Source organism: Phytomonospora endophytica, from assembly GCF_014202425.1.
GTDB lineage: Bacteria > Actinomycetota > Actinomycetes > Mycobacteriales > Micromonosporaceae > Phytomonospora > Phytomonospora endophytica.
Genome location: NZ_JACHGT010000025.1, coordinates 29,134 through 51,216 on the forward strand (window position 1 = coordinate 29,134; position 22,083 = coordinate 51,216).

General features: G+C 71.1%; 24 protein-coding genes, 1 tRNA gene and 1 pseudogene. 10 read left to right on the forward strand and 16 right to left on the reverse strand.

All coding sequences use genetic code 11. The annotated features are described in order from the left end of the window. Positions 1-40: 40 nt before the first annotated feature. Positions 41-361 carry a hypothetical protein gene (locus HNR73_RS37360; protein WP_184792813.1) on the reverse strand — a complete coding sequence of 107 codons (321 nt, stop codon included), beginning with the start codon at positions 359-361 and terminating at the stop codon, positions 41-43. Next, positions 358-549: a hypothetical protein gene (locus HNR73_RS37365; protein ID WP_184792814.1), complete on the reverse strand. Its 192-nt coding sequence runs from the start codon at positions 547-549 to the stop codon at positions 358-360. Before HNR73_RS37365 ends, HNR73_RS37360 begins: the two co-directional genes overlap by 4 nt. A gap of 434 nt (positions 550-983) precedes the next feature. Between HNR73_RS37365 and HNR73_RS41105 the strand changes: the two genes are divergently transcribed. Together HNR73_RS41105 and HNR73_RS37375 are read left to right on the forward strand one after the other, a co-directional pair. Next, positions 984-1,835, forward strand: coding sequence for a helix-turn-helix domain-containing protein (locus HNR73_RS41105; protein ID WP_184792815.1), 852 nt, complete (start codon positions 984-986; stop codon positions 1,833-1,835). Continuing rightward, on the forward strand, positions 1,832-2,038 hold the full coding sequence (locus HNR73_RS37375) for a DUF397 domain-containing protein (RefSeq protein WP_239122383.1): 207 nt from the start codon (positions 1,832-1,834) through the stop codon (positions 2,036-2,038). Before HNR73_RS41105 ends, HNR73_RS37375 begins: the two co-directional genes overlap by 4 nt. Positions 2,039-2,146: 108 nt before the next feature. Here HNR73_RS37375 and HNR73_RS37380 read toward each other — a convergent pair whose 3' ends face one another. The 3 genes from HNR73_RS37380 to HNR73_RS37390 form a co-directional block, all read right to left on the reverse strand. Beyond that, positions 2,147-2,521, reverse strand: coding sequence for a hypothetical protein (locus tag HNR73_RS37380; RefSeq protein WP_184792816.1), 375 nt, complete (start codon positions 2,519-2,521; stop codon positions 2,147-2,149). A 217-nt stretch (positions 2,522-2,738) separates the two neighbouring features. After that, positions 2,739-2,811, reverse strand: a tRNA-Ala gene (locus HNR73_RS37385). Between the two features lie 73 nt (positions 2,812-2,884). Further along, positions 2,885-4,405: a dolichyl-phosphate-mannose--protein mannosyltransferase gene (locus HNR73_RS37390; RefSeq protein ID WP_184792817.1), complete on the reverse strand. Its 1,521-nt coding sequence runs from the start codon at positions 4,403-4,405 to the stop codon at positions 2,885-2,887. 23 nt (positions 4,406-4,428) lie between these two features. On the opposite strand from HNR73_RS37390, the gene rsmI reads away from it, so the two are divergent. Together rsmI and HNR73_RS37400 are read left to right on the forward strand one after the other, a co-directional pair. After that, positions 4,429-5,295: a 16S rRNA (cytidine(1402)-2'-O)-methyltransferase gene (rsmI, locus tag HNR73_RS37395; protein ID WP_184792818.1), complete on the forward strand. Its 867-nt coding sequence runs from the start codon at positions 4,429-4,431 to the stop codon at positions 5,293-5,295. Further along, a complete protein-coding gene (locus HNR73_RS37400) occupies positions 5,288-6,079 on the forward strand; it encodes a VIT1/CCC1 transporter family protein (RefSeq protein WP_184792819.1) in 792 nt (263 codons plus the stop codon). Before rsmI ends, HNR73_RS37400 begins: the two co-directional genes overlap by 8 nt. Here the strand turns inward: HNR73_RS37400 and HNR73_RS37405 are convergent. Continuing rightward, a complete protein-coding gene (locus HNR73_RS37405) occupies positions 6,040-6,474 on the reverse strand; it encodes a DUF6463 family protein (protein ID WP_184792820.1) in 435 nt (144 codons plus the stop codon). The two genes, HNR73_RS37400 and HNR73_RS37405, sit on opposite strands and share 40 nt — an antisense overlap. A gap of 59 nt (positions 6,475-6,533) precedes the next feature. On the opposite strand from HNR73_RS37405, the gene HNR73_RS37410 reads away from it, so the two are divergent. Then, the gene (locus HNR73_RS37410) at positions 6,534-7,118 is read left to right on the forward strand and encodes a TetR/AcrR family transcriptional regulator (protein WP_184792821.1); all 585 of its coding nucleotides are present in this window, start codon (positions 6,534-6,536) and stop codon (positions 7,116-7,118) included. Here HNR73_RS37410 and HNR73_RS37415 read toward each other — a convergent pair. Then, positions 7,108-7,554: a hypothetical protein gene (locus HNR73_RS37415; RefSeq protein WP_184792822.1), complete on the reverse strand. Its 447-nt coding sequence runs from the start codon at positions 7,552-7,554 to the stop codon at positions 7,108-7,110. The genes HNR73_RS37410 and HNR73_RS37415 overlap by 11 nt on opposite strands. Positions 7,555-7,633: 79 nt before the next feature. Then, complete coding sequence (locus tag HNR73_RS37420; protein WP_184792823.1) at positions 7,634-8,122, reverse strand: MarR family winged helix-turn-helix transcriptional regulator; 489 nt, start codon at positions 8,120-8,122, stop codon at positions 7,634-7,636. 78 nt (positions 8,123-8,200) lie between these two features. Between HNR73_RS37420 and HNR73_RS37425 the strand changes: the two genes are divergently transcribed. Both HNR73_RS37425 and HNR73_RS37430 read left to right on the forward strand, forming a co-directional pair. Then, on the forward strand, positions 8,201-8,662 hold the full coding sequence (locus HNR73_RS37425) for a hypothetical protein (protein ID WP_184792824.1): 462 nt from the start codon (positions 8,201-8,203) through the stop codon (positions 8,660-8,662). Between the two features lie 72 nt (positions 8,663-8,734). Further along, positions 8,735-10,038: pseudogene (locus HNR73_RS37430) on the forward strand (FAD-dependent oxidoreductase). Positions 10,039-10,054: 16 nt separating this feature from the next. Here HNR73_RS37430 and sepX read toward each other — a convergent pair. Further along, on the reverse strand, positions 10,055-10,888 hold the full coding sequence (gene sepX, locus HNR73_RS41335; RefSeq protein ID WP_444544132.1) for a divisome protein SepX/GlpR: 834 nt from the start codon (positions 10,886-10,888) through the stop codon (positions 10,055-10,057). 186 nt (positions 10,889-11,074) lie between these two features. Here sepX and HNR73_RS37440 point away from each other — a divergent pair, with 186 nt between their 5' ends. After that, a complete protein-coding gene (locus HNR73_RS37440; protein ID WP_184792825.1) occupies positions 11,075-13,033 on the forward strand; it encodes a glycoside hydrolase family 31 protein in 1,959 nt (652 codons plus the stop codon). On the opposite strand, the gene HNR73_RS37445 is transcribed toward HNR73_RS37440, so the two are convergent. The 4 genes from HNR73_RS37445 to HNR73_RS37460 all read right to left on the reverse strand — a co-directional run bounded on the left by HNR73_RS37445 (position 13,030) and on the right by HNR73_RS37460 (position 18,113). Beyond that, positions 13,030-13,647 carry a GNAT family N-acetyltransferase gene (locus HNR73_RS37445; protein ID WP_184792826.1) on the reverse strand — a complete coding sequence of 206 codons (618 nt, stop codon included), beginning with the start codon at positions 13,645-13,647 and terminating at the stop codon, positions 13,030-13,032. The two genes, HNR73_RS37440 and HNR73_RS37445, sit on opposite strands and share 4 nt — an antisense overlap. Beyond that, a complete protein-coding gene (locus tag HNR73_RS37450; protein WP_184792827.1) occupies positions 13,644-14,903 on the reverse strand; it encodes a molybdopterin molybdotransferase MoeA in 1,260 nt (419 codons plus the stop codon). Before HNR73_RS37450 ends, HNR73_RS37445 begins: the two co-directional genes overlap by 4 nt. Before the next feature lie 19 nt (positions 14,904-14,922). Then, positions 14,923-15,822 carry a UTP--glucose-1-phosphate uridylyltransferase gene (locus HNR73_RS37455; RefSeq protein ID WP_184792828.1) on the reverse strand — a complete coding sequence of 300 codons (900 nt, stop codon included), beginning with the start codon at positions 15,820-15,822 and terminating at the stop codon, positions 14,923-14,925. A 167-nt stretch (positions 15,823-15,989) separates the two neighbouring features. Continuing rightward, a complete protein-coding gene (locus tag HNR73_RS37460) occupies positions 15,990-18,113 on the reverse strand; it encodes a GGDEF domain-containing protein (RefSeq protein WP_184792829.1) in 2,124 nt (707 codons plus the stop codon). Positions 18,114-18,329: 216 nt separating this feature from the next. Between HNR73_RS37460 and HNR73_RS37465 the strand changes: the two genes are divergently transcribed. Together HNR73_RS37465 and HNR73_RS37470 are read left to right on the forward strand one after the other, a co-directional pair. Further along, positions 18,330-18,917, forward strand: a complete 588-nt coding sequence (locus tag HNR73_RS37465; protein WP_184792830.1) for a 5-formyltetrahydrofolate cyclo-ligase — start codon at positions 18,330-18,332, stop codon at positions 18,915-18,917. Positions 18,918-19,021: 104 nt separating this feature from the next. Next, a complete protein-coding gene (locus tag HNR73_RS37470) occupies positions 19,022-19,345 on the forward strand; it encodes an FmdB family zinc ribbon protein (RefSeq protein WP_184792831.1) in 324 nt (107 codons plus the stop codon). Positions 19,346-19,399: 54 nt separating this feature from the next. Here the strand turns inward: HNR73_RS37470 and HNR73_RS37475 are convergent, their stop codons facing one another. The 3 genes from HNR73_RS37475 to HNR73_RS37485 all read right to left on the reverse strand — a co-directional run bounded on the left by HNR73_RS37475 (position 19,400) and on the right by HNR73_RS37485 (position 22,083). Then, positions 19,400-20,014: a GNAT family N-acetyltransferase gene (locus tag HNR73_RS37475; protein WP_184792832.1), complete on the reverse strand. Its 615-nt coding sequence runs from the start codon at positions 20,012-20,014 to the stop codon at positions 19,400-19,402. 65 nt (positions 20,015-20,079) lie between these two features. Continuing rightward, a complete protein-coding gene (abc-f, locus tag HNR73_RS37480; RefSeq protein ID WP_203686940.1) occupies positions 20,080-21,696 on the reverse strand; it encodes a ribosomal protection-like ABC-F family protein in 1,617 nt (538 codons plus the stop codon). A gap of 222 nt (positions 21,697-21,918) precedes the next feature. Beyond that, complete coding sequence (locus tag HNR73_RS37485) at positions 21,919-22,083, reverse strand: hypothetical protein (protein WP_184792833.1); 165 nt, start codon at positions 22,081-22,083, stop codon at positions 21,919-21,921.

Here is a 22,083-nt window from a genome sequence, read left to right on the forward strand (position 1 = left end):
GTCGGCCTCGCCGTCGGGCGAGTGATCGAGGGCGAACGGCTTAGGGGTCGAGTGTGGTCGGCGTGATCTCCAGATTGCGGCGGAGGAGGGTGAGGGCGCGGTCGAGTCGTCGTGTCCAGCCGAACCAGTCGCGTAGGACGGTGATGAGTTCGCGGCAGGGCCAGATGGCGTTGCAGCAGCGGCATCGGGCGACGAGGGCGGGGATGGGGAAGCCTGCGAAGCGGACGATGCGGATGCGTCGCCGTCCCGGCTTGTGCTCCCGGAGGACGGATTGTTGGCGGCGGTGTCGGACGAGGGCGAGGTTGAGGTGGAACTCGACGGGTGAGGACGTGACGCGCTGGCGGGGGATCGCGAGGGTCACAGCCCACCGCCCATGTGGTCGAGGTTCTCGGTGACCTCCCGCAGAATGCCCTTCTTCACCGCCACCCGCCGGATGCGGCAGTCGGGGGAACGGTCGCCGCAGGCGCACATGTCGTCGTGGGGGTTGTTGACGTGCCAGGCGAGAAGAGCGCGCCAGTAGGCGGCCCACTCACGGTTGACGGTCGGCATGGTGGTGCTCCGTTCGGGAAGTCGTGTGGTGGTGCTGTGGGGTGGGCGGGCAGCGCCGACCGACCGCCCAGACGGTGCGGTGCCTGCCGGGGAAGAAGGCACGCGCGTGGCCGTCTGCGGTGATGGCGGTGGTGCGTGAAGTGGGCTGCCCGCCCTCTCGACCCCGGGAGGGCCCACCGTCCCGGGGGAGCTATTGGGGTTTTGTCCGACCCTGGTGGTAGACAGTTAGGTGATCGGGGTGTTTACCTCCGGTTGTTATGGACCGGGGCGGGCCGGACGCCAATCAGGATCCCGCCCCGGTGTCTTTTCCCAGCCCACAAGCCTTCGATTACCGCCTGTGTTGCCGAGCTCACGATTGTTTGTATCATGGGCGATGCACCTGCGCAACCTTGCACAGCTGTGTCTAGCGAAGAACTTCTGATCTAGGAGGCGAAGTGGCTGACAAGCGGTTCCAGAAGCGCACGCTCCGGGGAATCTGGCTCGGCAAGGCTCTCGAAGAAATCCGGGTCGAGGCCGGCCTGACCGCACGGGATGCCGCGGCGCACATCCGGCGCGATCCCTCATCGGTCAGCCGCATGGAGGACGGCCGGATTCCGGTCAGCGAAGAAGTGCTGGACGGGTATCTGGACATGTGCGGCATCACGGATCCGCACAGACGAGCCGATCTGGCGACCATCCGCCGAGATGCTGCTCAATCAGGCTGGTGGGACGGCTACAAAGGCGACGTCGTCGCCACGTTGATGGACCGGGCTTGGATTGAGTCCAAGGCCGTGTCGATCCGCAGCCTGGAGATGAACTCGCTGCCTGGGCTCCTCCAGACGCCCGCCTACGCGGAAGGGGTAATGCGACTGGTGGATCCGTCCTCGTCTGATGTGGACATCGCGCGCTGGCTTGAGGTCCGCATGACTCGCCAGCACATTCTCACGCGTCACGACCCGATCGGTCTTGTGTCCGTGATCGACGAGAGTCTTCTTCAGCGGGTCGTCAGCGAGCGAGTAGTCATGAAGGCACAGCTTGATTACCTGCTGGAGGCAAGCGAACGCCAGAATGTCGAGCTGAGGGTCCTGCCGAGTTCGGCGCATGCCGGGGTGACAGGCTCATTCGAAGTCTTCGATCTCATGGATCCGTACCCCGAGGTCGCCTACGTCGGAACTCCTGCGGGAGACATTTGCGTCGAAGGACCGACAGTTGAAGTGTTGTCCCGAGCGTATGATCGCTTCCTGGCTGCCAGCCTTGATCCGGCGGCATCCAGAGGTTTGATCATCGCCGAAAGGGACAACCTGTGAACGTCAGTGCCTGGCGAAAGAGCAGCCGCAGCGGCAGTGGCGGTGGCAACAACTGCGTCGAGGTCGGTGCCTCGGCCGCCTCCCCCACTCCCGCCGTCGCCGTCCGCGACACCAAGCACCGCACCGGTCCGGTCCTCACCGCCGACCACCCCAACTGGACGTCGTTCCTCGCCACCGTCAAGTCCGGCGGCTTCGACCTCTAGCCCCCACACACAACGACACCGAACGACAACGGCGGGAGCGACATGTCGTCGCTCCCGCCGCTCACCGTGCCCCCTTCTCGGTTGCCGTGTCGCCCCTTCGGCCCCAACTCAGTCAACGCTGACACGCCACTTCCTCGGGCCGAACAGCCCGAGGAACCCGGTCAGCTCACTTTTGAGGTAGACCGCGTCGGGGTCTTCCAGGTCCCGGTCCTGGAGCCACAGCGTGCCGCGCCATTCGACCACGGGAAGTTCGTTCAACCGCTCCACGAGCATCACGAGTTTCCCGGCCCGGCCCTTCATCGCCGTCGGCTCGCCGATGATGTGCCACCGGGACCGGTGGAAACGATCGGAGATGAGCTTGAGATAGATCTCGCCGGGTGCCGTGGGCGTGGCGCGGCCGAAGATGATGGCGCTGTACCCCACGCCCGCTTCGAGTTCGGTCATGAGCCTGGCAATATCGCGGAACTTCTGGACGCCAGTCATGCCGTGGAGAGTAGCCATGCGCCCAGGCGGCGCGCAGCCCCGCGCACACGGCGAAGCCGCACACAGAAAAGCCACCCGGCCGCAAGACCAGGTGGCACCTTCCGCACCGGCTCTGACGCCGGGCACCTCCCCCACCGCAACCCTCGGGAGGGAGAGGGGGGTTTGGGGTGGAGACGAAGTCTCCCCCCAACGGCGACGAAGTCGCCAGCCAACAGAGTGGAGCTGAGGAGATTCGAACTCCTGGCCTCCTCGATGCGAACGAGGCGCGCTACCAACTGCGCCACAGCCCCAGGCCCGGTCTTCCGCACCGTAGTGCTGTGCGGTGGACCGGGTAGTACCTTAACACGGCCCCCCGGGGGCCTTTCAAATCCATAGCTTGTCGAGCCACATGCGCGCGTACCAGTCGTCGTAGGGGATCGCCATACCCGTGTAGATCGGGTAGAAGTAGGCGAAGCAGAGAGCCACGACGGTGACGTATCCGGCGACGATGAAGGCGCCGGTGAGGCGGCGTTCGACGGTGGCCGTCCGGCCGTATCCGCCGATCATGCCCAGGGCGAAGACGACGGCGAGGATGAGGAAGGGCTCGGCGGGCAGGGCGTAGAAGTAGAACATGGTGCGGTCGGGGTAGTTCATCCATGGCAGGAACCCGGCGGCGACGGACACGAGGAGCGCCCAGGATCGCCAGTCGCGTTTGGCGAGTCCCCATACGGCGACGGCGATGAGGGCGGGGATGAACGACCACCACAGCAGGGGTGTCCCGAGGAGCAGCACTTCGGCGGCGCAGCTGGTGGCGCCGCAGTCGACTTCGGTGCTCCAGTAGTAGGCGACGGGCCTCGCGTCGAGCATCCACTGCCAGGGCCATGACTGGTAGGTGTGGGGGGAGGCGAGTTGCTCGTGGAAGTTGAGCACGTCTTCGTGGTACTTGATCAGGTTGCTGATCGCGCCCCAGATCGGTGGTTCGCCGCGTCCTTGGGACTCGGCCCAGTGGCGGCCCCAGCCGTCGTCGCTGATGAACCATCCGGTCCAGGTCGCGAGGTAGACGACGCCGACGATGACGCCGAAGAGGAACAGCCAGCCGAGTTCGTCGATGAGGGTGTCGCGGAAGGCGTGGCGGACTCCGGCGGAGCGCCGGGCGCGCCATTCCCACACGAAGATCAGCGCCATGAACACGGCGATGTACCAGACGGCGCTCCATTTGACGCCGAGTCCACAGCCGAGCATGACGGCGGCGCCGAGTCGCCACCACGGCACGGCGAAGCCGGGCCTGCGGCGGGTCGTGTCGAGGCCGTTCTCCATGGCCCGCAGCCAGCGCAGGCGGCGCTGTTCGCGGTCGCGGACGAGGAAGTAGAACCCGGCGAGCACGAACACCATGAGGAAGACGTCGAGCAGGGCGGTGCGTCCGGTCACGAAGGCCATGCCGTCGACGGCCATGAGCAGCCCGGCGACGCCGGCGAGCACGCTGGAGCCGAAGAGACGGCGGGCGATGCGGATGATCAGGAACACCGAGATCAGCGAGGCGACGACCGCGGAGATGCGCCAGCCGAACTCGTTGAAGCCGAAGAGCCATTCGCCGAGGGCGATGCACCATTTGCCGAGCGGTGGGTGCGCGACGAAGGCGCCGCTGCCGTTGCGGTCGTCCCATTCGACGCCGTGGTGCAGCAGATCCCAGGCGTCCTGGGCGTAGTAGACCTCATCGAAGATCATTCCGCGCGGGTGGACGAGGCCGACGAGGCGCAGGACGGCGGCGATCGCGACGACGGCGCCGGTGATGAGCCAGCCGCGGAGGCGGTCGTCGGGCGCGCGGGGGGCGAGCCGTTCGCGTACGTCGGGGGCGACCGAGGGCACGCTGACGGCGGTGTCCTCCCGTTCGGCGATGGCGGTCATCCACGCGATCCTAAGCTGAGCGGGTGTCTACCGCAGCATCCGGCCGCTTGATCCTCCTTGGCGCGCCCCTGGGAAACCCCGCCGACGCCTCTCCTCGGATCGCCGAGATCATCCGCACGGCCGACGTTGTGGCCGCTGAGGACACTCGCCGGCTCCAGCGACTCGCCCGGGAGATCGGTGTCTCACCGGAAGGGAAGGTCGTCTCCTATTTCGAGGGGAACGAGTCCGAAAGAGAGGGTGGGCTCCTGGAGGTGCTCGAAGCCGGGTTCACCGTCGCGGTCATCACCGACGGCGGCATGCCGAGTGTGTCCGACCCGGGTTTCCGGCTCGTGCGGGCCGCGGTCGCCGCGGGGATCGCGGTCACCTCGGTGCCGGGTCCTTCGGCGGTGACGACGGCCCTCGCGGTGTCGGGGCTGCCCTGTGACCGTTTCTGCTTCGAGGGTTTCCCGCCCCGGAAGCCGGGTGCGCGGCGGCAGTTGTTCGCGCTGCTGGCCGACGAGCAGCGCACGATGGTGTTCTTCGAGTCGCCGCACCGGGTCGAGCAGACCGTCGCCGACATGCGCGACGAGTTCGGCGCCGACCGGCAGGCCGCGCTGTGCCGGGAGCTGACGAAGACCTACGAGGAGGTGCGGCGGGGCACGCTCGCCGAACTGGCCGAGTCGGTGGCCGCCGACGCCCCTCGCGGTGAGATCACGCTCGTGGTGGCCGGTGCGGAACCGCCGGAGCCGGGCGAGTTGTCCGACGCCGACATCGCCGCGGCCGTGGCGGCGCGGGAGGCCGACGGGATGCCGCGGAAGGCGGCGATGTCGGATGTCGCGCAGCGGCACGGCCTCAAGCGGCGGGACGTGTTCGACGCGTTGTTGCGGGTCAAGGGGGACGACGATGACTGAGCCCACCGACTGGTCGGCGCTGGCGCCCGACTGGGATCCGAAGAACCGGTCCCCCAAGGACGACGCCGAGGCCGAGGAGACTCTCGACGAGGTCAAGCGGACCGCCGACCGGGTCGCCGGTGGTGGGATCCGCGCGGCGGTCCTCGGTGTCAACGACGGCCTGGTCACGAACTTGTGTCTGACGCTCGGCGTGGCCGGTGCCGCGACCGATCCGGGCACGGTGCGGCTGTCGGGGGTGGCCAGCCTGGTCGCCGGGGCCTTGTCGATGGCGGCCGGGGAGTGGGTCTCGGTGCGCAGTCAGGTCGAGGTGGCGGGCGGTATCGAGGGTTCGCTGAAGCGGGCGTGGCGTCTGTCGCCGCCGGTGGTCCTGTCGCGGCTGGCCCGCAGCATGCGGGAGCACGGCCTGGACGCGGCGACGGCGGAGAAGGCCAGTCGCGGGGTCGTGTCGGTGCGGCGGACGGCGGCCAAGGACAGCACGCGGATCCTGTTCGGGGTGGGTTCTGAGGACGCCGGGTCGCCGGTCATCGCCGCGATCAGTTCGCTGCTGCTGTTCGCGGTCGGGGCGATGGTGCCGTTGCTGCCGTGGTTCGTGACCGGCGGGGCGACGGCGGTGGTCTGGTCGGCGGCGATGACCGCGGTGGCCTCGCTCGGCGTCGGCGCCAATCTGGGCGTCGGCTCGGGCCGCGGTCCGTGGTGGAGCGCGGCCCGGCAGTTGCTGATCGTGGCGGTCGCCTCGGCGGTCACCTACGGGGTGGGTGCGCTCGCGGGCACGGCGGTGCTCTGAGGGGTCGCGGCGCGCGCCGCCGTGACGATCATGACCGCGGGGATGACGGCGAGCGCGAAGGGTGAGGGTTCGAGCAGGTAGGCGCCGAGGAGCGCCCAGGCGCCGATGACCCAGCCGATGAGGGCGGGGGCGGTCTGGCCGCGTTTGCCGAGGTGCGTCACGAGGGCGCCGAGCAGGATGAGCGGGAGCCCGAAGCTACCGAAGGAGAACCAGAATCCGCCGATCTCGGGTGGGAGGGCGGAGATGTCGAGGTCGGGGTTCTCGCTCATCCACAGGCCCCGGCCGAGCCAGCCCGGGATGTGGCGGGCGGACAGCGCGAAGGTCATGGCGAGGTGCAGGGCGCCGAGGACCATCAGGATCGCGCCGGACCAGATGGTTTTGCGCGGGGGTCGCATCACATGCCTCCTTTACGGAACCAACAGTTTCGGAACTGATGGTTCTGTATTCTGGCACGATGTCCGCACCCACGGCACGCGGGGGCCGCCCGCGCGAGGAACGCGTCGACGCCGCGATCCTGTCGGCGACCCGCGAGCTGCTCGTCGAGGGCGGCTACGCCGGTCTCACCGTCGGCGCGGTGGCCGCGCGCGCGGGAATCGGCAAGGCCGCGATCTACCGCCGCTACGAGACCAAGCAGGAAATGGTCTTCGCCGCCGCCGTGCACGGCCTCGACCTGGAGTCACCGCCCGACCTGGGTTCGCTGCGGGCGGAACTGGAGTGGCTGACCGAGGTCATCGCCGCGACCTTGTCCGGACCGGCCGTGGCGGGCGCGCTCGGCGGCCTGCTGGCCGACATGAGCGACGACGCCGTGGTCTCCCGCATGCGGGAGACCTTCGTGGCCCATCAGCGGGCCAACGTCACGGCCGTCCTGGACCGGGCGGTCGCGCGGGGCGAGCTGACGTCGCGGCCGGACGCGGCGGTCGTCCACGCCATGCTGCTCGGGCCGGTCTTCGCCTGGCTGTTCGTCCTGCGCGAACCCGGCGACGTGCGCGGGTTCGCGCCGACCCTGGCGAGGATGGCCGCCGCCGCGCTCAGCGCTTGACGAGCAGGGCGGTGAGCCATCCCGCGACCCATGCCGCGCCGACCGCGAGAGTCGCCCACGCCTGCCAGCCGGTCGGCGCCCAGTCCACGCTGGACGTCGCGCCGGCGGCCCGCAGGATGAAGCCGACGACACCCGCGCCGATCATCAGCGCGCCCGCCCAGTTGGCCGCCAGCAGGGCCAGGCGCGCGAGCCGGTGGCGCGGCGGGCGCAGCAGCGCGAGGACCACCAGTACCGCGACCAGGCCGATGGCGGCGTTTCCCAGCTGCGCGGCGGTGGCGTCGCCGAAGGCGGCCTGAGCCTCGGGCATGGCGTAGAAGCCCGCGATGCCGAGTTCACCGGACGCGGCGAAGTGCAGCTTGCTCGCCACGTAGGCGAGTCCGCCGGCGGCGGCGATCAGCACGGGTGGGGCGGGGGCGGGACGGGCGTTCGCGGTCATGGATCCACCATCTCCGCCCACGGCCGCCACCGGCTCCCCGGCGAGCGGTGGCCCCCTCCCCCGCGAGAGGGAAACCTGATCAGCGCTTGCGTTTCACATACGGCTCGATCGCTCGCACGCGGTCGAGCTGCCGCTCGTAGACGCCCCTGGTCACCCGCAGGAAACCGATGATCAACTCCAGCTCCTCGGCGCTGTAGCCGAGCATGAGCCGGTCGCCCTCCTCGACCATCGGCATGTAGAGGGCCATGGCGCGGTCGCGGACCAGGTCGGTGGCGCGGACGACGACGCGGCGACGGTCGGCGGGATCGGCGTTGCGGGTGAGATAACCGAGCTTCTCCAGGCGGTCGAGCATCGCCGTGACACTGCCGGTGGTCAGCCCGAGGAGGGCCCCGAGCTCGGTCGGGGCGGCGTCGCCGGTGTCGAGCAGGTGCTCAAGGCAGCGCATGTCGGTCCGGTTGACGCCAAGGATCGTCGCGGCCCGCTCGTCGAAGGCGTCGACGGCCGACTGGTTGGCCTGGACCTCGCCGCCCAGGGCCGCCCGCAGTTTCTCCAAGGAATCACTTGACATTCAAGTACCTCGACCTTCAAGATATAAATAGCTCGACTATCGAGTTACATGATAGCCAAGGAAACCCGGGAGGATCCCATGAGCGCCACCACCGAACAGGTCCCCGCCTTCAACACCCTCGTCCGCAAACTCGGTCACTGGACCGAGAGCCGCGACATCGAGATCCGCGCCCACCGCGCCCAGGTCGTCATCGACCTCCGCTCGCCGCACATCCCCGCCGGCGACATCGAGATCACCCTCGACGCCGAGCGCTCGACCGTGAAACTCCTCGTCGCCGACGACACCGTCGTCGATCGTTGGGACCTGCGCGTCACCGGCCGCGGGGGCGTCAAGGACCACGTCAAGGGCAACGCGAACACCGGCCGCCGGATCCGCCTGACCGGTGAGATCCGCGACGGCGAGATCCGCGTCAACCGGGGCGGCGTGGCCGTCCTGTCGGCCCTTTTCACCCGCGAGTTCGTCGCCGACGCCCGCCGGGCCCACCGCGACGGCACCCCCGTCACCGTCGTCGACCCCGCCGCCGAGCACCCCGGCCGCTGACCCGCCACCTTTCGAAGGAGCCCGACCGTGAACCGCTTCCACGTCCTCGTCATCGGCGCCGGCACCGGCGGCATGTGCCTCGCGCACGGCCTGCGCGGCGCCGGATCTCCGTCGCCGTCTACGAACGCGACAAGACCCGCGCCGACGGCCTGCACGGCTACCGCGTCGGCATCAGCCCGACCGGGGCGCGCGCCCTGCGCGAATGCCTGCCGCCGCACCTGTTCGACACCTTCGTCGCGACCTGCGCCCGAGCGCCACGGCATTTCAACGTCTACACCGAGAAGTACCGGCCGGTCGCGTCCTTCGAGATCGAGCCGCCCGACGATCCCGGGCAGGCCGAACACTCCGTCTCACGCATGACCCTCCGGCAGGTGCTGTTGTCGGAGATGGACGACGTCGTCTCCTACGGCAAGACCTTCACGCACTACGAGCGGACGCCCGACGGCCGCGTCACCGCCCACTTCGCCGACGGCACCTCCGCCACCGGCGACCTGCTCGTCGCCGCCGACGGCACCAACTCCCCCGTCCGCCGCCAGTTCCTGCCCGGCGCGGTCGTCCGCGACTCCGGCGTCGTCGCCATCGCCGCCAAGGCGGCCTCGACGCCCGAGAACCGCGCGCTGGTGCCCGAGGTCGCGCTCAACGGGATCTCGACCTTCTTCGCGCCACTCGGACAGTTCATGATCCTGCACTCCATGGAGTTCAAGTGGGACCGCGACGGGAAGGTCAAGGACGGCATCGGCGGCAACGACGCCGAACTCATCGCGCGCTGGCCCGGCCTGCTCTACGACAACACCCGCGACTACCTCAACTGGGGCTACTCGGCCCGCGCCGACCGCTTCCCCGCGAACGTCACCGACCTGCGCGGACGCGAACTGCTCGACGTCGCGCTGAGGATGACCGCGAAGTGGCACCCGGACATGCGCGAGCTGATGCGCCGCTCCGACCCCGGCAGCTGCTTCGCCGTCCGCATCCGCACCTCCGAACCGGTCGAGCCCTGGGAACCGGGCAACGTGACGCTCCTCGGCGACGCGATCCACACGATGACGCCCGGCATGGGCGTCGGCGCCAACACCGCCCTGCGCGACGCGACACTGCTCAAACGCGAACTGGCGCGGGTCCGCGACGGGGAGAAGAAGCTCGTCGAGGCCGTCGGCGACTACGAGGCCGCGATGCTGCCCTACGGGACCGCGCGCGTCGCCGACTCCCTGGCCCAGAACGGGATGAGCGGCTCCGATCCGCTGCACAAGCCCGTCATCGGACGGATCTCCCTGGCCATGGCGCGGACCTTCTTCCGGGCCAACCACAAGATCCCGGCGCTGCGCCGGAAGTTCGTCGCGGGCCTGCGGGAATACCGGGGAGCCGATGTGGAGGGGTGAGGCCCGGCCCCACCCCTCAGACATTCGCGGCCGGCGACTCGTAGGAGCGGCCCCGGATACCCCCGCCGCGGCGCCGCGGCGGCTCGACCGGCGCGGGTCCGCCCTGGTCGCCCTCGTCGTCCTCCTCGTCGTCCTCGTCGTCATAGGCGACCGGCCCGGGCTCCTGCGGCCAGCGCGAGTCGGTCTCGTCCGACTCCTCCACCCAGGCGGGGTCGGACTCCGCGAGGGGTCCCTCCGCCTGACGCGGGAGGTAGTGGCGCGGCCCTTCGGCCGACGGGAGCGCACGACGCTGGTCGCGCGAGGAGGCCAGCGCGCGGAGGCGCAGGTAGCGCACGTACCAGAGCGTCACCAGGAAGACCACGGCGAAGCCGATCCAGAATCCCGGTCCGAGGAAGATGACCCCGAGCAGCTCGGCGAAGCTCAACACGAGCATGCCGATGAGGATGCGGCGATGCCGACGGCGCCACCAGGCGCGTCGTTCGATCGTTGCCACGTCCGCTTCACCCACCGGTGCTTGAGAAGTCTGAGCGGTCAACCGTACCGAGGAGGCACGCGCACGGCCAACACGCGACCACCCGCCGCGCGCACTGTCGGGAGGTTGACTCTCCGCTGGGTCTTCGGCGCAGCCGACGCTATCGTCGACTCCGGTGTGATCGTCCGGTAGCGGAGGGTTGAGAGGGAGCACGCCCGGCACCGTCCGCTTGCGACGGTCGCGGGACAGTACACGCGCGTCGGACGTGGCCCGCTCGGCGGCGATCCGCTCGCCCGCGTCGTACCGGCGCACCAGCGCAGGGGCCAGGGCGAGCAGCCCGGCCGCGGCGAGCACCGCGAGCAGCACCGACGTCGGCATCCTGAAGCTCCCACCCTTCCGCTGTTACCCGAGGGTACGCCGCCGGGAGCGTGAAGCGTGTGGATATGTGGGTGTCGGCGGCGGCGGCGCGCGGTCCGAAGTGGACGCTCCGGAGTGGCTTGACGATCTTGCCGAAGGCTCCTAGACTCCGCCGGAAAGCGCTTTCCATCCTGGCCAGGGAGCCCCATGTCGGCCAATGCCGCCCTCGTGTTCGGCACGGACACCGAGACCGTCCGCATCGAGGCGTGGGGTGCGCATTCCGTGCGAGTGCGCGCCGCCACCGGCCCGGCCGGACTTTTCACCGAACTCCCCGGCGCGCTCGACCGGCCGCCGTCGCCTTCCGTCGCCCGCCTCGACGGCGGCCGGCTCGTCAACGGCCGCATCACCGTCGCCGTCGAGGACGGGCGGATCCGCTTCCTGCACACCGCCGGCGGCCGCGAGCTGCTCGCGGAGCGCGGGACTCGCGCCTTCACGCCCGGCCCGCGCGTCCTGCCCGGCCCCGACGACGAGTCGCGCGCGATCGAGCAGCACTTCACCGCCTACGACGGTGAGCGCCTGCACGGGCTCGGTCAGCAGCCGCACGGCCGCCTCGACCAGAAGGGTCACGTGGTCGACCTGGTGCAGCGCAACACGGTCGTGTCCATCCCCTTCCTGCACTCCTCACGCGGGTACGGGCTGCTGTGGAACAACCCGGCGCTCGGGCGCGTGGAGCTGGGCGCCGACACGACGCGCTGGGTCGCCGACGCGGGCGACCGCATCGACTACTGGGTCACCGCCGGGGACTCCCCCGCCGAGATCCTGGCCGCCTACGCCGAGGCGACCGGCCCGGCGCCGGAGCTGCCGTCGTGGGCGACCGGGTTCTGGCAGTCGAAGCTGCGCTACCGCTCGCAGGAGGAACTGCTGTCGGTGGCGCGGGAGCATCGCGCGCGTGGCCTGCCGCTGTCGGTGATCGTGTGCGACTTCTTCCACTGGCCGCGCATGGGCGACTGGCGCTTCGACGAGGCCGACTGGCCCGACCCGGCGGCGATGATCGCCGAACTGGACGGCATGGGCGTGAAGCTGGCGGTGTCGGTGTGGCCGACCGTCGACCGTGAGAGCGAGAACTTCGCCGCACTGGAGGCCGCCGGTCACCTCGTCGGCGACGTGCGCGGAGGCCTGCTCACGCACACGTGGCCGGCCGTCGGGAGCGACAGGTCGCCGTGCGCGCTGATCGACTCGACCGACCCGGCCGCGCGCGAGGCGATGTGGGCGATCATGCGGCGCAACTACCCGGGCGTCGCCGTGTTCTGGCTCGACGCCAACGAGCCGGTCGGCCCGCCGTGGACGGGCCGCCGCGCCCGCTACGCGATCGGCGACGGCGCGGCCTTCGGCAACGTCTACGGCGCCCTGCACCACCGCGCCTTCACCGAGGGCCAGCGCGCCGACGGTGTCGAGCGCCCGCTGAGCCTGGTCCGCTCGACCTGGGCGGGCGGGCAGCGCGACGGGATCGCGCTGTGGTCGGGCGACGTCGCGCCGACCTTCGCGTCCTTCGCCGCGCAGATCACCGCCGGGCTGAACGTGGCGATGAGCGGGATCCCGTGGTGGCACACCGACATCGGCGGCTTCTCCGGCGGGGACCCCGGTGATCCGGCCTACCGCGAGCTACTCGTGCGGTGGTTCCAATACGGGACCTTCAGCCCGGTGATGCGGCTGCACGGCGACCGCAGGCCGCACTTCACCTCTTTCTCCACCGACATGACCGGCGGCCCGAACGAGGTGTGGTCCTACGGCGAGGAGGCCTACGCGATCCTGCGCGAGCACCTCGCCGTGCGCGAACGACTGCGGCCCTACCTGGCGACGCTGTCGCGGGAGGCGCACCTGACGGGCGCGCCGCCGATGCGGCCGCTGTTCTTCGACTTCCCCGGCGACGAACGCGCGTGGGACGTCGCCGACCAGTTCATGCTCGGCCCCGACCTGCTCGTCGCGCCCGTGACGACCGCGGGCGCGCGAAGCCGGGAGGTCCACCTCCCGGCGGGCGCGAACTGGCGCGGACTCGGTGCCGGCGACGTGATCGAGGGCGGCACGACGGTCGAGGCGGCGGCGCCGCTGGAGCGGATCCCGGTGTTCGTGCGGGAAGGCGCGGAGGTCTTCACCTACGCCGTCTAGGAGGCCGAGCCCTTCAGCCGGCCCAGCAGCCCGCCCGGTTCCACGACGTCCTCGATGGTCACCGCGTAGCCGATGTGGTCGCGCCAGCCGCCGTCGATGTAGAGGTAGCGCTCGTGCAGCGCCTCCCGGCGGAACCCGAGCTTCTCCACGACCCGCTGGCTGGGCTTGTTGTCGGGCTGGATGTTGACCTCGACGCGGTGCAGGCCGCCGTTGGCGAAGCCGTGGTCGACGGCGAGCGCGAGCGCCGTCGGCGTGATCCCGAGCCCCGCGTGGCCCTGGTCGACCCAGTAGCCGGCGTAGGCCGAGCGGAAGGCGCGGCGGACGATGTTGCCGACCGTCAGCTGCCCGACGAACGCGCCTTCGTAGCAGACCGCGAAGGGCATGGCCGCGCCGATCTTGGCCGACTTGGCCAGGTCGCGGTACAGCGCCCGGAAGGCGGCGGGGTTGTGCGTGTCGTACCAGGAGCCCAGGGGCGTGGGCTCCCACTTCGCGAGCCAGTTCTCGTTCGCGCGGCGCATCCGGCTCCACGCCTTGGCGTCGCCGCGTTTGTAGGGGCGGAGTGTGACGGGGCCGTCCGTGAGGACCACGGGCCAGCCCATCCGTTCGTCGGTCATCGTCGCCTGTCAAAGAGGAGTACGTCCACTGTGGATCCCGCGGGGGCGTTCGTGACCTTCTCCCCCAGCACCATCAGGCCACTCGCCACCGCCAGACCGGACAGAGTGTACGGACCGCCCGACAGCGGCGCCACGGTGTACCCGCCGCCCCGGCGCTCGGTGACCTCGGCCGGCCGGAACTCCCGCAGGCCCGCCGGGGACGACACGGTCTCCAGCAGGTGCGCCTTCACCTGCGAGCGGAACACCGGCTCGACACCGGCCAGCCGCCGGATGATCGGGCGCGCGAAGGCCTCGAAGGCGATCAGGGCCGCGCCGGGCTCGCCGGGCAGGCAGATGATCGGGATCTCCTCGGGTCCGATCGTGCCGAAACCGAGTGTGGAGGACGGGAAGATCGACACCGTCGCGAAGTCGACGGCCCCGTCCCGGCCGAAGGTCCGGCGGACCATGTCACCGGGGCCGACGCCCGTGCCGCCGGTGGTGATGACCAGGTCGGAACGCAGGGTCTGGTCGTCGAGGACCGTCCGCAGCGCCTCGGGCTCGTCGTCGCAGATGCCGATCCGGAACGCGTGCGCGCCCGCCTCGGCCGCCGCCGCCGTGAGCGCCGGGGAGTCCACGTCGACGACCTGGCCGGGCTGGCTCATCCGCCCGGCGTCCATGAGCTCGTCACCGGTGGCGATGATGACCACGCGCGGCTCCGGCCGTACGTGGACATCGCTCACGCCGGAGGCGGCGAAGAGCGCGATCAGGTGCGGATTCACCGTCTGGCCCGCGCGGCCGAGGACCGCGCCCGAAGCGACCTCGTCGCCGGTCCGGCGCAGCCCGTACCCGCGCTTGGGCACCTCGGTGATCTCGACGGTCGCCATGCCCTGGTCGGTCCACGACAGGGGCACGACCGCCTCGGTCCCCGTCGGCAGGGGCGCGCCCGCCGCGACCGCGAAGCACGTGCCGGGCAGGATCCGCACCGGCCGCCACGACGCCGCCGCCACGTCCCCGAGGACCTTCAGCTGCACCGGGCGGCGCTCGGTCGCGGCGACCACGTCGTCGAAGCGCACGGCGTAACCGTCCACCGTGGCGTGATCGAAGGCCGGGATCGGGCCCGGCGCGGTCACGTCGGCGGCCAGCGCGTGCCCGTGCGACTGAGTCAGGTGCACATCAATGGACGGCAGCGGCCGCACCCTGGCGAGCGCGTCGCTGAGAAACCGCACGAGTGGCACCACGTCTTCGCCCCGCTGTGCGTCCGGATGGAGTTCGGCCATCGAAGTACACCCCCATTCACTACTGGATCTGAGTTTCCACGAATCGGGTCAGCCAGTCGCGAAACGCGCCGAGATCATCACGTTGGCAGGCGAGCTGCACGACGGCCTGGAGGTAGCCGGCGGGTTCGCCGGTGTCGTAGCGGGTGCCTCGGAAGACGACACCGTGCACGGGCGTGCCCGCCTCCAGGAGACGGACCATCGCGTCGGTCAGCTGGATCTCGTTGCCGCGGCCGGGTTTGGTCTCGGCGATGGCCCCGAAGATGGTCGGGGGAAGGACGTAGCGACCGATGAGGATGAGGTTGCTGGGCGCCTCGTCGACGGCGGGTTTCTCCACCAGGCCGGTGACCTTGAGGATGTCGCCTTCGCCTTCGACGGCGGCCACGCCGTAGCGGTCGACCTGGTCGCGGGGGACCTCCATGAGGGCGAGCACGATGCCGCCGGTCTCGGCCTGGCGTGCCAGCATGCGCGGGAGGAGCCGGTCGCCGATCTCGGTGAACTCGTCGGCGAGCAGGACGGCGAAGGAGTCGTCGCCGACGTGCGACTCGGCGTAGGAGATGGCGTGCCCGAGGCCGAGGGGTTCGCCCTGGCGGCAGGTGTAGATCTCGGCGAGGTCGCAGGGTTCGAGGATGGCGCGCAGGCGCTCGTCGTCGCCCTTCTCGATGAGGCGGGCCTCCAGGTCGGGGCGCCGGTCGAAGTGGTCGACCATGGAGGTCTTGCCGCGCCCGGTGACCAGGAGGATGTCCCGGATCTCGGCGGCGGCGGCCTCCTCGACGATGTACTGGAGGACGGGCCGGTCGACGACGGGCAGGAGCTCTTTGGGCACCGCCTTGGTCGCCGGCAGGAAGCGGGTGGCGAATCCGGCAGCCGGAATTACCGCCTTCAGTGGACGGACCGGGGGGGCTGGCTCACGGTTCGACATGAGTAGGAGCCTACGGGTTCACCGTCCGCAGTTGCGGCAGCGATCTCCGTGACGGGTGTCGGGCGGCCTGAACCCTTGGACGTTCGGTCGCCCGGATCCGTACGCGCCGGTTCGATCCGTCACGGGCCGTTTCCGATCTTGCTTCGTGGCCGGGGCGGACCATCCGTTCAGTCGCCCGGGCCGGTCACGGGCCGTTCGTCCCTGCCGTCGGTGTCGGGGGTCTTCTCGGGATCGGACTTCGACACCCGGTAGGTGTCGCGTCCCGCGGCCTTCGCGGCGTACAGGGCCTCGTCGGCCGAGGCGAGGACGTCGGCGCCGGACTCGCCGTGGTCGGGGAAGATCGCGATACCCATGGAGATGGTCACCGGGACGGTCCGGGCGGTGCCGTCGGCGCTCGGCGGCAGGGGGAAGGGATCGCGGCGGATGGCCTCGCCGAGTCGCCGGGCGACGGGGATGGCGCCGTAGCGGTCGGTCTCGGGGAGCAGGACGACGAACTCCTCGCCGCCGTAGCGGAACGCGAAGTCGACCTCGCGTATCTGGGCGGTGATGCGGGAGGCGAGTTCGATGAGCACCTGGTCGCCGACGGGGTGACCGTAGGTGTCGTTGACGTCCTTGAAGCGGTCGAGGTCGATGGCGATGACGGCGGTGCGGCGGCCGAAGCGGTGGGCGCGCTCGACCTCCTTGTCCATGGTGACCTTGAGGTAGCGGTAGTTCCACAGGCCGGTGAGCGGGTCGGTGAGGGAGAGACGCTGGGCCTCCTCGTGCAGCAGGACGTTCTCGACGGCGACGGCGGCCTGCCCGGCGAAGGTGCGCAGGGTGGACAGGTCGGTGTCGTCGAACTCGTCGAAGCCGAGGCGGTCGTAGAGGGCGAGGACGCCGACGGGCCGCGCGGTCTTGCCCGGTCCGCGCACGAGGGCGTCGGCTCCGGTGAAGGGCACCGCGATGTAGGTGTGGCAGTGGGGTTCCTGGGGCGCGAAGGCGGTCTCCTCGGTGACGCGGCCGCGTTGGGGTTCGCCTCCGGCGACGATGCGGCCGAGGAGTCCCTCGCCGACACGGACGCGGATGCCGCCGGCCGCGCGGGGGTCGCCGGCGATGACTCCGGCGTGGCAGCGGGCGACGAGCGTGGCGGGCGTGGTCGTCGCGTCCTCTTCGTCGTCGACGAGGAGGATCGCGCCCGACTGGGCGCCGGTGGCGGTCATGGCGGTGCTGAGGATGACTTCGAGGATGCGGTCGAGGTCGTGTGTGGAGGAGAGGGTGTCGCCGAGGAGGCCGAGGTTGCCGCGCAGTTGGTCGCGGCTGGCGGTGAGGGCCTGGACGTAGCCCTGCATCTCGCGGGTCATGCGGTTGAAGTTCGTGGCCAGGGCGGCGACCTCGTCACTGCCGCGGACCGGGACGCGGGCTTCGAGGTCACCGGCGGCGACGCGGTCGGCGGCGGCGGCGAGTTCGGTGACCGGGCGGGTCGTCGAGCGGGCCAGCCACCAGGCGACGCCGACGGCGGCGAACCCCGCGACGGCCACGGAGAGGAGCAGCAGCGGGTAGAGGCCGGTGGGGAGGTTCTTGTCGGTGCTCAGCGCGAGGTCGAGGGGCTGGCCGCCGTCGGCGGACACGACGCGGACGAGGCCGCCGTCGTCGGTGTCCTCGAAGCGGCCGGAGCTCAGGCCGCGAGCCGTGGCGGCGACCGACGTGGCCTCGTCGGCGGGGAGGCTCGACAGGGGCGCGTCACCGTCGGCGCCGATGACGGTGACGCCGCAGCCCGACACGGCGGCGAGGCTGTCGACGAGCCCGGCGTCGACGGCGACTCCCGCGCGGACGGTGCCGATGGCGCGGCCGTCGCTGTCGTAGAGGGAGATGTGCGCCGACAGGGCCGCGACCGACTCGCCGCCCGAAGCGCCGGCGCCCGTGCCGGTGGTGACGGTGGTCGTGTCGGCGCAGTCGGTCCAGGTGTGCACGCGAGCACCGGCGTCGGCGACGGCGGTGCCGCCCGCGTCGGTGACGGTGACGGCCTCGGCGAGGCCGCGGCGGACGAGCGCCCCGGCGTACTCGGTGGCGCGGGGGGCGTCGAGGGCGCCCGACTCGGTGGCGATCAGGCCGAGCGTCTCGGCGGTGCCGGACAGGCGGGTGCAGAGGGAGTCGACGGCGGTGTGCAGGGCGGCGGCGCCGTATTCGAGGCGTTCCTCGGCCCGGCTCTGGCCGACGGCGGTGACGATGACGCCGACGAAGAGGGCGCCGAGGAGGACCGGTCCCAGCACGACGGCGAGGAACGCGGCCGTGAGCCGGGCGCGCAAGGTCATGATGTCGAGGTCACCTCAGCTCTGCGTGTCAGGGTCCGCCGGGGCATCGCGAGCGAGTCCGCGTGCTCGCAGACCGACACCGTCCGCGCACACGGGCCACAGTCGGCGCGAAGCAATGTAACCATCGGTCCGCCTTGCCAGCACACCACGTTTGGACAACGATTGACCACCGCGCCGGGCTACGCGCGGCTTGTGTCCCCGGAAAGGTGAAATGCGTTGGGATCAGTGGAGAAATCGGAAAAGACGGCACTAAGGTCGCGTTTCCTCGCCGGGCGACGGGCACTGTCCACAAAGGATCGCATGGCCGCCGACGAGGCGATCCGCGCCGTCCTCGCCGCGACCCTGCCGGTGCTCGCCGAGCCCGGCTCGACCGTCGCGGCCTACGTCCCGATGGCCGGTGAGCCCGGCGGCGACGGGCTGCCCGATTTCCTGACCGCGCTCGGTCACCGCGTCCTGCTGCCGGTCTTCCGCGCGGACTTCGACCTCGACTGGATCGCCTACACCGGCGTGCTTTCCGCCGGTGCCCTGCGCGGACTGCGCGAACCCGCCGGCACCGGAAGCCGCGAAGCCGTCACCGAGGCCGCCGTACTACTGGTGCCCGCCCTGGCCGTCGGCGCCGACGGCACCCGCCTCGGCCGCGGCGGCGGCAGCTACGACCGGGCACTGGCCCGCGTCGCACCGTCCACACCGGTCATCGCGCTCCTCGACGACGGCGAGTTCGTCGACGAGGTGCCCGGCGAGGACCACGACAGGGGTGTGACGGGGATCATCACACCGAGGGGCTGGTACGCGACACCGGGGTGATGCGGCGGTTCTCACCGCCGCCCCGGCTGGACGATCCGGGCCGTTCACTGCACAATTAGCACTTGGCGAAGCTGAGTGCTAAAGCTGCTGACCGGAGGAACGACGTGCCTACGTACCAATACGCCTGCACCAAGTGCGGCAACGAGCTGGAGGCGGCGCAGAAGTTCACCGACGAGCCGCTCAAGGAGTGCCCCTCGTGCTCGGGTGACCTGCGCAAGGTCTTCTCGGCCGTGGGCGTGGTGTTCAAGGGCAGTGGCTTCTACCGGACCGACAACCGGACCGGGTCGTCCAAGGAGTCGTCGAAGAGCACCTCGGCGACCGAGACGAAGTCGAGCTCGGACGCGGGCTCCGCCACGGGCTCCTCGCCGAAGAGCGAGTCGAAGCCCGCCGAGTCGAAGCCGAAGGCCAAGGCCGACAGCAAGGCCTAGCGCTCGCCGCGAGTTCGCACCGCACCGCCCTTTCGGGCGGTGCGGTTTCGCGTGTCAGGTCTCGGGGACCAACACCGACGGCAGATGAGAGCGCCACGTCCAGCCCATCGCCGTGTACAGGTCGCGGCCGACGTCGGTCGCGACGAGGACGCCGGTGCGCGCGCCCAGTTCCGACGCGCGCGTCGTCAGGGCGCCCACGGCGACGCGGCCGAGGCCGCGACGGCGGTGGGCGGGGTCGGTCTCGACACGGTCGATGACGGCGGAGCCGGTCTCCACGGCGATGTGCGCGTGGGCGGCGGTCGTGCCGTCGGCGGCCTCGATGACGGACCGCAGGACCGGGCCGTCGACGATGCGCAGTGTGTAGCCGGGCGGGGGCTCGGTCTTCTCCCGCTTGAGTTCGATCGACATCAGGTGCCCGGGCGGGCCGTGGGTCCAGCCGGGCATCGGCGGGAGTTCACCGGCCGTCTTGATCCACGCGCCCGGCCCGGCGGGCACGGCGGCGAGACGCTCGCGGTCGTAGGTGTGGAAGACGTGCCGGACGCGGTGGCCGACGTCGCCGACCTCCACGCGGACGCCGCCGGGAATCGCGATCGGCGCGGGCGTGGCGCGCGACAGCGCCCAGCCCGACACCCAGGCTTCGACGAGTTCGGGGAGGGGAAGCGCGGTCATGACGCCAGGCTAGGACGACGGCGGTGGGGACACGGGGGTGGCGAGACGGGGATCACGGCACCGCCCTACCTCCCGGCCCCCGCAGGCGTGCCCACGGCCTCCACCTCCATTTCCCTTCCCTTGAACGCCGCCCGCATCCGACGGTCGTGGCTCACCAGCACCACCCCGCCCGGGTAGCCCTCCAGTGCCGCCTCCAGCTCGTCGGCGAGCGCCGGCGTGAGGTGGTTGGTCGGTTCGTCCAGCAGCAGCAGTCCGGCGGGCTCGCCCAGCAGCCGGGCCAGTTCCAGCCGTCGTCGTTGCCCGGTGGACAGCACCCGCACCTCACGCGGCAGGTCCGCCGGCCGGAACAGCCCGAGCGCCAGCAGTTCGTCGGCGTACTCCTCGGGCGGCCCGGGGCGCCCGGCGGCGTAGGCGGCCAGGAGCGAGCCACGGCCCTCGTCGTCGGCGTCCTCCTGGCGCAGGAACCCGACGCGGCCGCGCACCAGCGCCTCACCCGCGTCGGGTGCCAGTTCACCGGCGAGGACGCGCAGAAGCGTGGTCTTGCCCGACCCGTTGGGTCCGGTGACCAGCAGCCGGTCGCCGGGGGCGATGGTCAGCTCGCCGTCGAGGCGCAGCCGCCCGTCGACGCGCACGTCGCGCAGTTCGGCGGCGGCGCCTTCGCCGCCGCCGAACCGGCCCGTGAAGCTCAGCGGCTCGGGCGGCGCCTCGACGGGCGACGTGGTCAGGCGGTGCACCCGTTCCTTGGCGTCGCGGATCCGGCTCATCGCCCCGTGCGCCCGCGATCGCGCCCGGAAGGCCCCGGCGCCGCTGAACGAGGCCGGTGCCTTGCGCGGGATCACGGCCAGGCGCCCGGCGTTGGCGTCGACCAGGGCGAGCCTGCGGGCGAGCTCGTCGCGCCAGTCGCGGTGTTCGCGCAGGCGGCGGGCCCGCTCGGCGGCCTTGGCGGCGAGGTATCCGGCGTAGCCGTCGCCGTAGCGCCGGACGGTGCGGGCGTCGTGGTCCACCTCCAGGATGGTCGAGGTGACGCGGTCCAGGAAGGCCCGGTCGTGGGTGACGGCGACGACGGTCCCCCGGTGGCGGCCCAGGTGTTCCTCCAGCCAGGCGACGGCCTTGTCGTCGAGGCCGTTGGTGGGTTCGTCGAGGAGCAGCAGTTCCGGGTTCGCCGCGAGGGTCGCGGCGAGGGCCAGCCGCCGGCGTTGCCCGCCGGAGAGCGTGCCGAGCCGCCTGTCGCGGTCGAGTCCGCCCTGGCCGAGGCCGTGAAGGGCGATGTCGACGCGGGTGTCGGCGTTGTACCCGTCGACGGCATCGAAGGCCGACTGCAGCTCGGCGTAGGCGGCGAGGTCGGCGGGGGTGTCGAGGTGTTGCTCGGCCTCGCGCAGGCGCCGTCGCAGCTCGCGGACGTCGGCGAGGGCGAGGTCGACGGCATCGCCGACGGTGGCCGTCTCCGGCAGCCCGAGGGTCTGCGCGAGGTGCCCGACGCCGCCGGGCGCGGAGACGGTGACGGTGCCGTTGTCGGGCGTCTCGCGTCCGGCCATCAGGCGCAGCAGGGTCGACTTGCCGGAGCCGTTGTCGCCGACGACGCCGACCTTCTCGCCGGGCTTGACCGCGAGGGTCACCTGGTCGAGGACCAGGGTGTCGCCGTAGCGCCTGGTGACTACGGACAGGGAAAGCCGGGTGTGCACGGTTCGCCTCCTGGTGTTGTCGCGGATCGGGTCGGTGACGTGGCCTGGAACGGTCAGTGCGAACTCCTCGCCTTAGACGAGACGTATCGTCTCGTTCGATGAACACGACGATAGACCATCCGGCGTGTCTTGACAAGACGAATCGTCTCGTCTCGTGATTCGGCTACGGCAACGCCCCGGCCGCGCGTGCGCGACCGGGGCGGAAAGTCGTCCGGTCCCCCGCTACTCCCAGTGCGGCGGCCGCTCGTCGAGCAGCCGGCGGTCGTCCTCGCTCACCGTGCTCCGGCGCTCGCCCCAGCCGGCATCGGTGTCGTCGCGGGTCTGGTCGGGAAGGATGTCGAGTCCACCGTCGTCGGACAGGTCGATCTCGCGCTCGTCATCGGTCAC

Bases quoted from the DNA above. Each gene is read 5' to 3' on its own strand.
- HNR73_RS37365 (WP_184792814.1), bottom strand. From the start codon at position 549: ATGCCGACCGTCAACCGTGAGTGGGCCGCCTACTGGCGCGCTCTTCTC.
- HNR73_RS37380 (WP_184792816.1), bottom strand. From the start codon at position 2,521: ATGACTGGCGTCCAGAAGTTCCGCGATATTGCCAGGCTCATGACCGAA.
- HNR73_RS37390 (WP_184792817.1), bottom strand. From the start codon at position 4,405: ATGACCGCCATCGCCGAACGGGAGGACACCGCCGTCAGCGTGCCCTCG.
- HNR73_RS37400 (WP_184792819.1), top strand. From the start codon at position 5,288: ATGACTGAGCCCACCGACTGGTCGGCGCTGGCGCCCGACTGGGATCCG.
- HNR73_RS37405 (WP_184792820.1), bottom strand. From the start codon at position 6,474: ATGCGACCCCCGCGCAAAACCATCTGGTCCGGCGCGATCCTGATGGTC.
- HNR73_RS37410 (WP_184792821.1), top strand. From the start codon at position 6,534: ATGTCCGCACCCACGGCACGCGGGGGCCGCCCGCGCGAGGAACGCGTC.
- HNR73_RS37415 (WP_184792822.1), bottom strand. From the start codon at position 7,554: ATGACCGCGAACGCCCGTCCCGCCCCCGCCCCACCCGTGCTGATCGCC.
- HNR73_RS37420 (WP_184792823.1), bottom strand. From the start codon at position 8,122: ATGTCAAGTGATTCCTTGGAGAAACTGCGGGCGGCCCTGGGCGGCGAG.
- HNR73_RS37425 (WP_184792824.1), top strand. From the start codon at position 8,201: ATGAGCGCCACCACCGAACAGGTCCCCGCCTTCAACACCCTCGTCCGC.
- sepX (WP_444544132.1), bottom strand. From the start codon at position 10,888: ATGCCGACGTCGGTGCTGCTCGCGGTGCTCGCCGCGGCCGGGCTGCTC.
- HNR73_RS37440 (WP_184792825.1), top strand. From the start codon at position 11,075: ATGTCGGCCAATGCCGCCCTCGTGTTCGGCACGGACACCGAGACCGTC.
- HNR73_RS37445 (WP_184792826.1), bottom strand. From the start codon at position 13,647: ATGACCGACGAACGGATGGGCTGGCCCGTGGTCCTCACGGACGGCCCC.
- HNR73_RS37450 (WP_184792827.1), bottom strand. From the start codon at position 14,903: ATGGCCGAACTCCATCCGGACGCACAGCGGGGCGAAGACGTGGTGCCA.
- HNR73_RS37455 (WP_184792828.1), bottom strand. From the start codon at position 15,822: ATGTCGAACCGTGAGCCAGCCCCCCCGGTCCGTCCACTGAAGGCGGTA.
- HNR73_RS37460 (WP_184792829.1), bottom strand. From the start codon at position 18,113: ATGACCTTGCGCGCCCGGCTCACGGCCGCGTTCCTCGCCGTCGTGCTG.
- HNR73_RS37475 (WP_184792832.1), bottom strand. From the start codon at position 20,014: ATGACCGCGCTTCCCCTCCCCGAACTCGTCGAAGCCTGGGTGTCGGGC.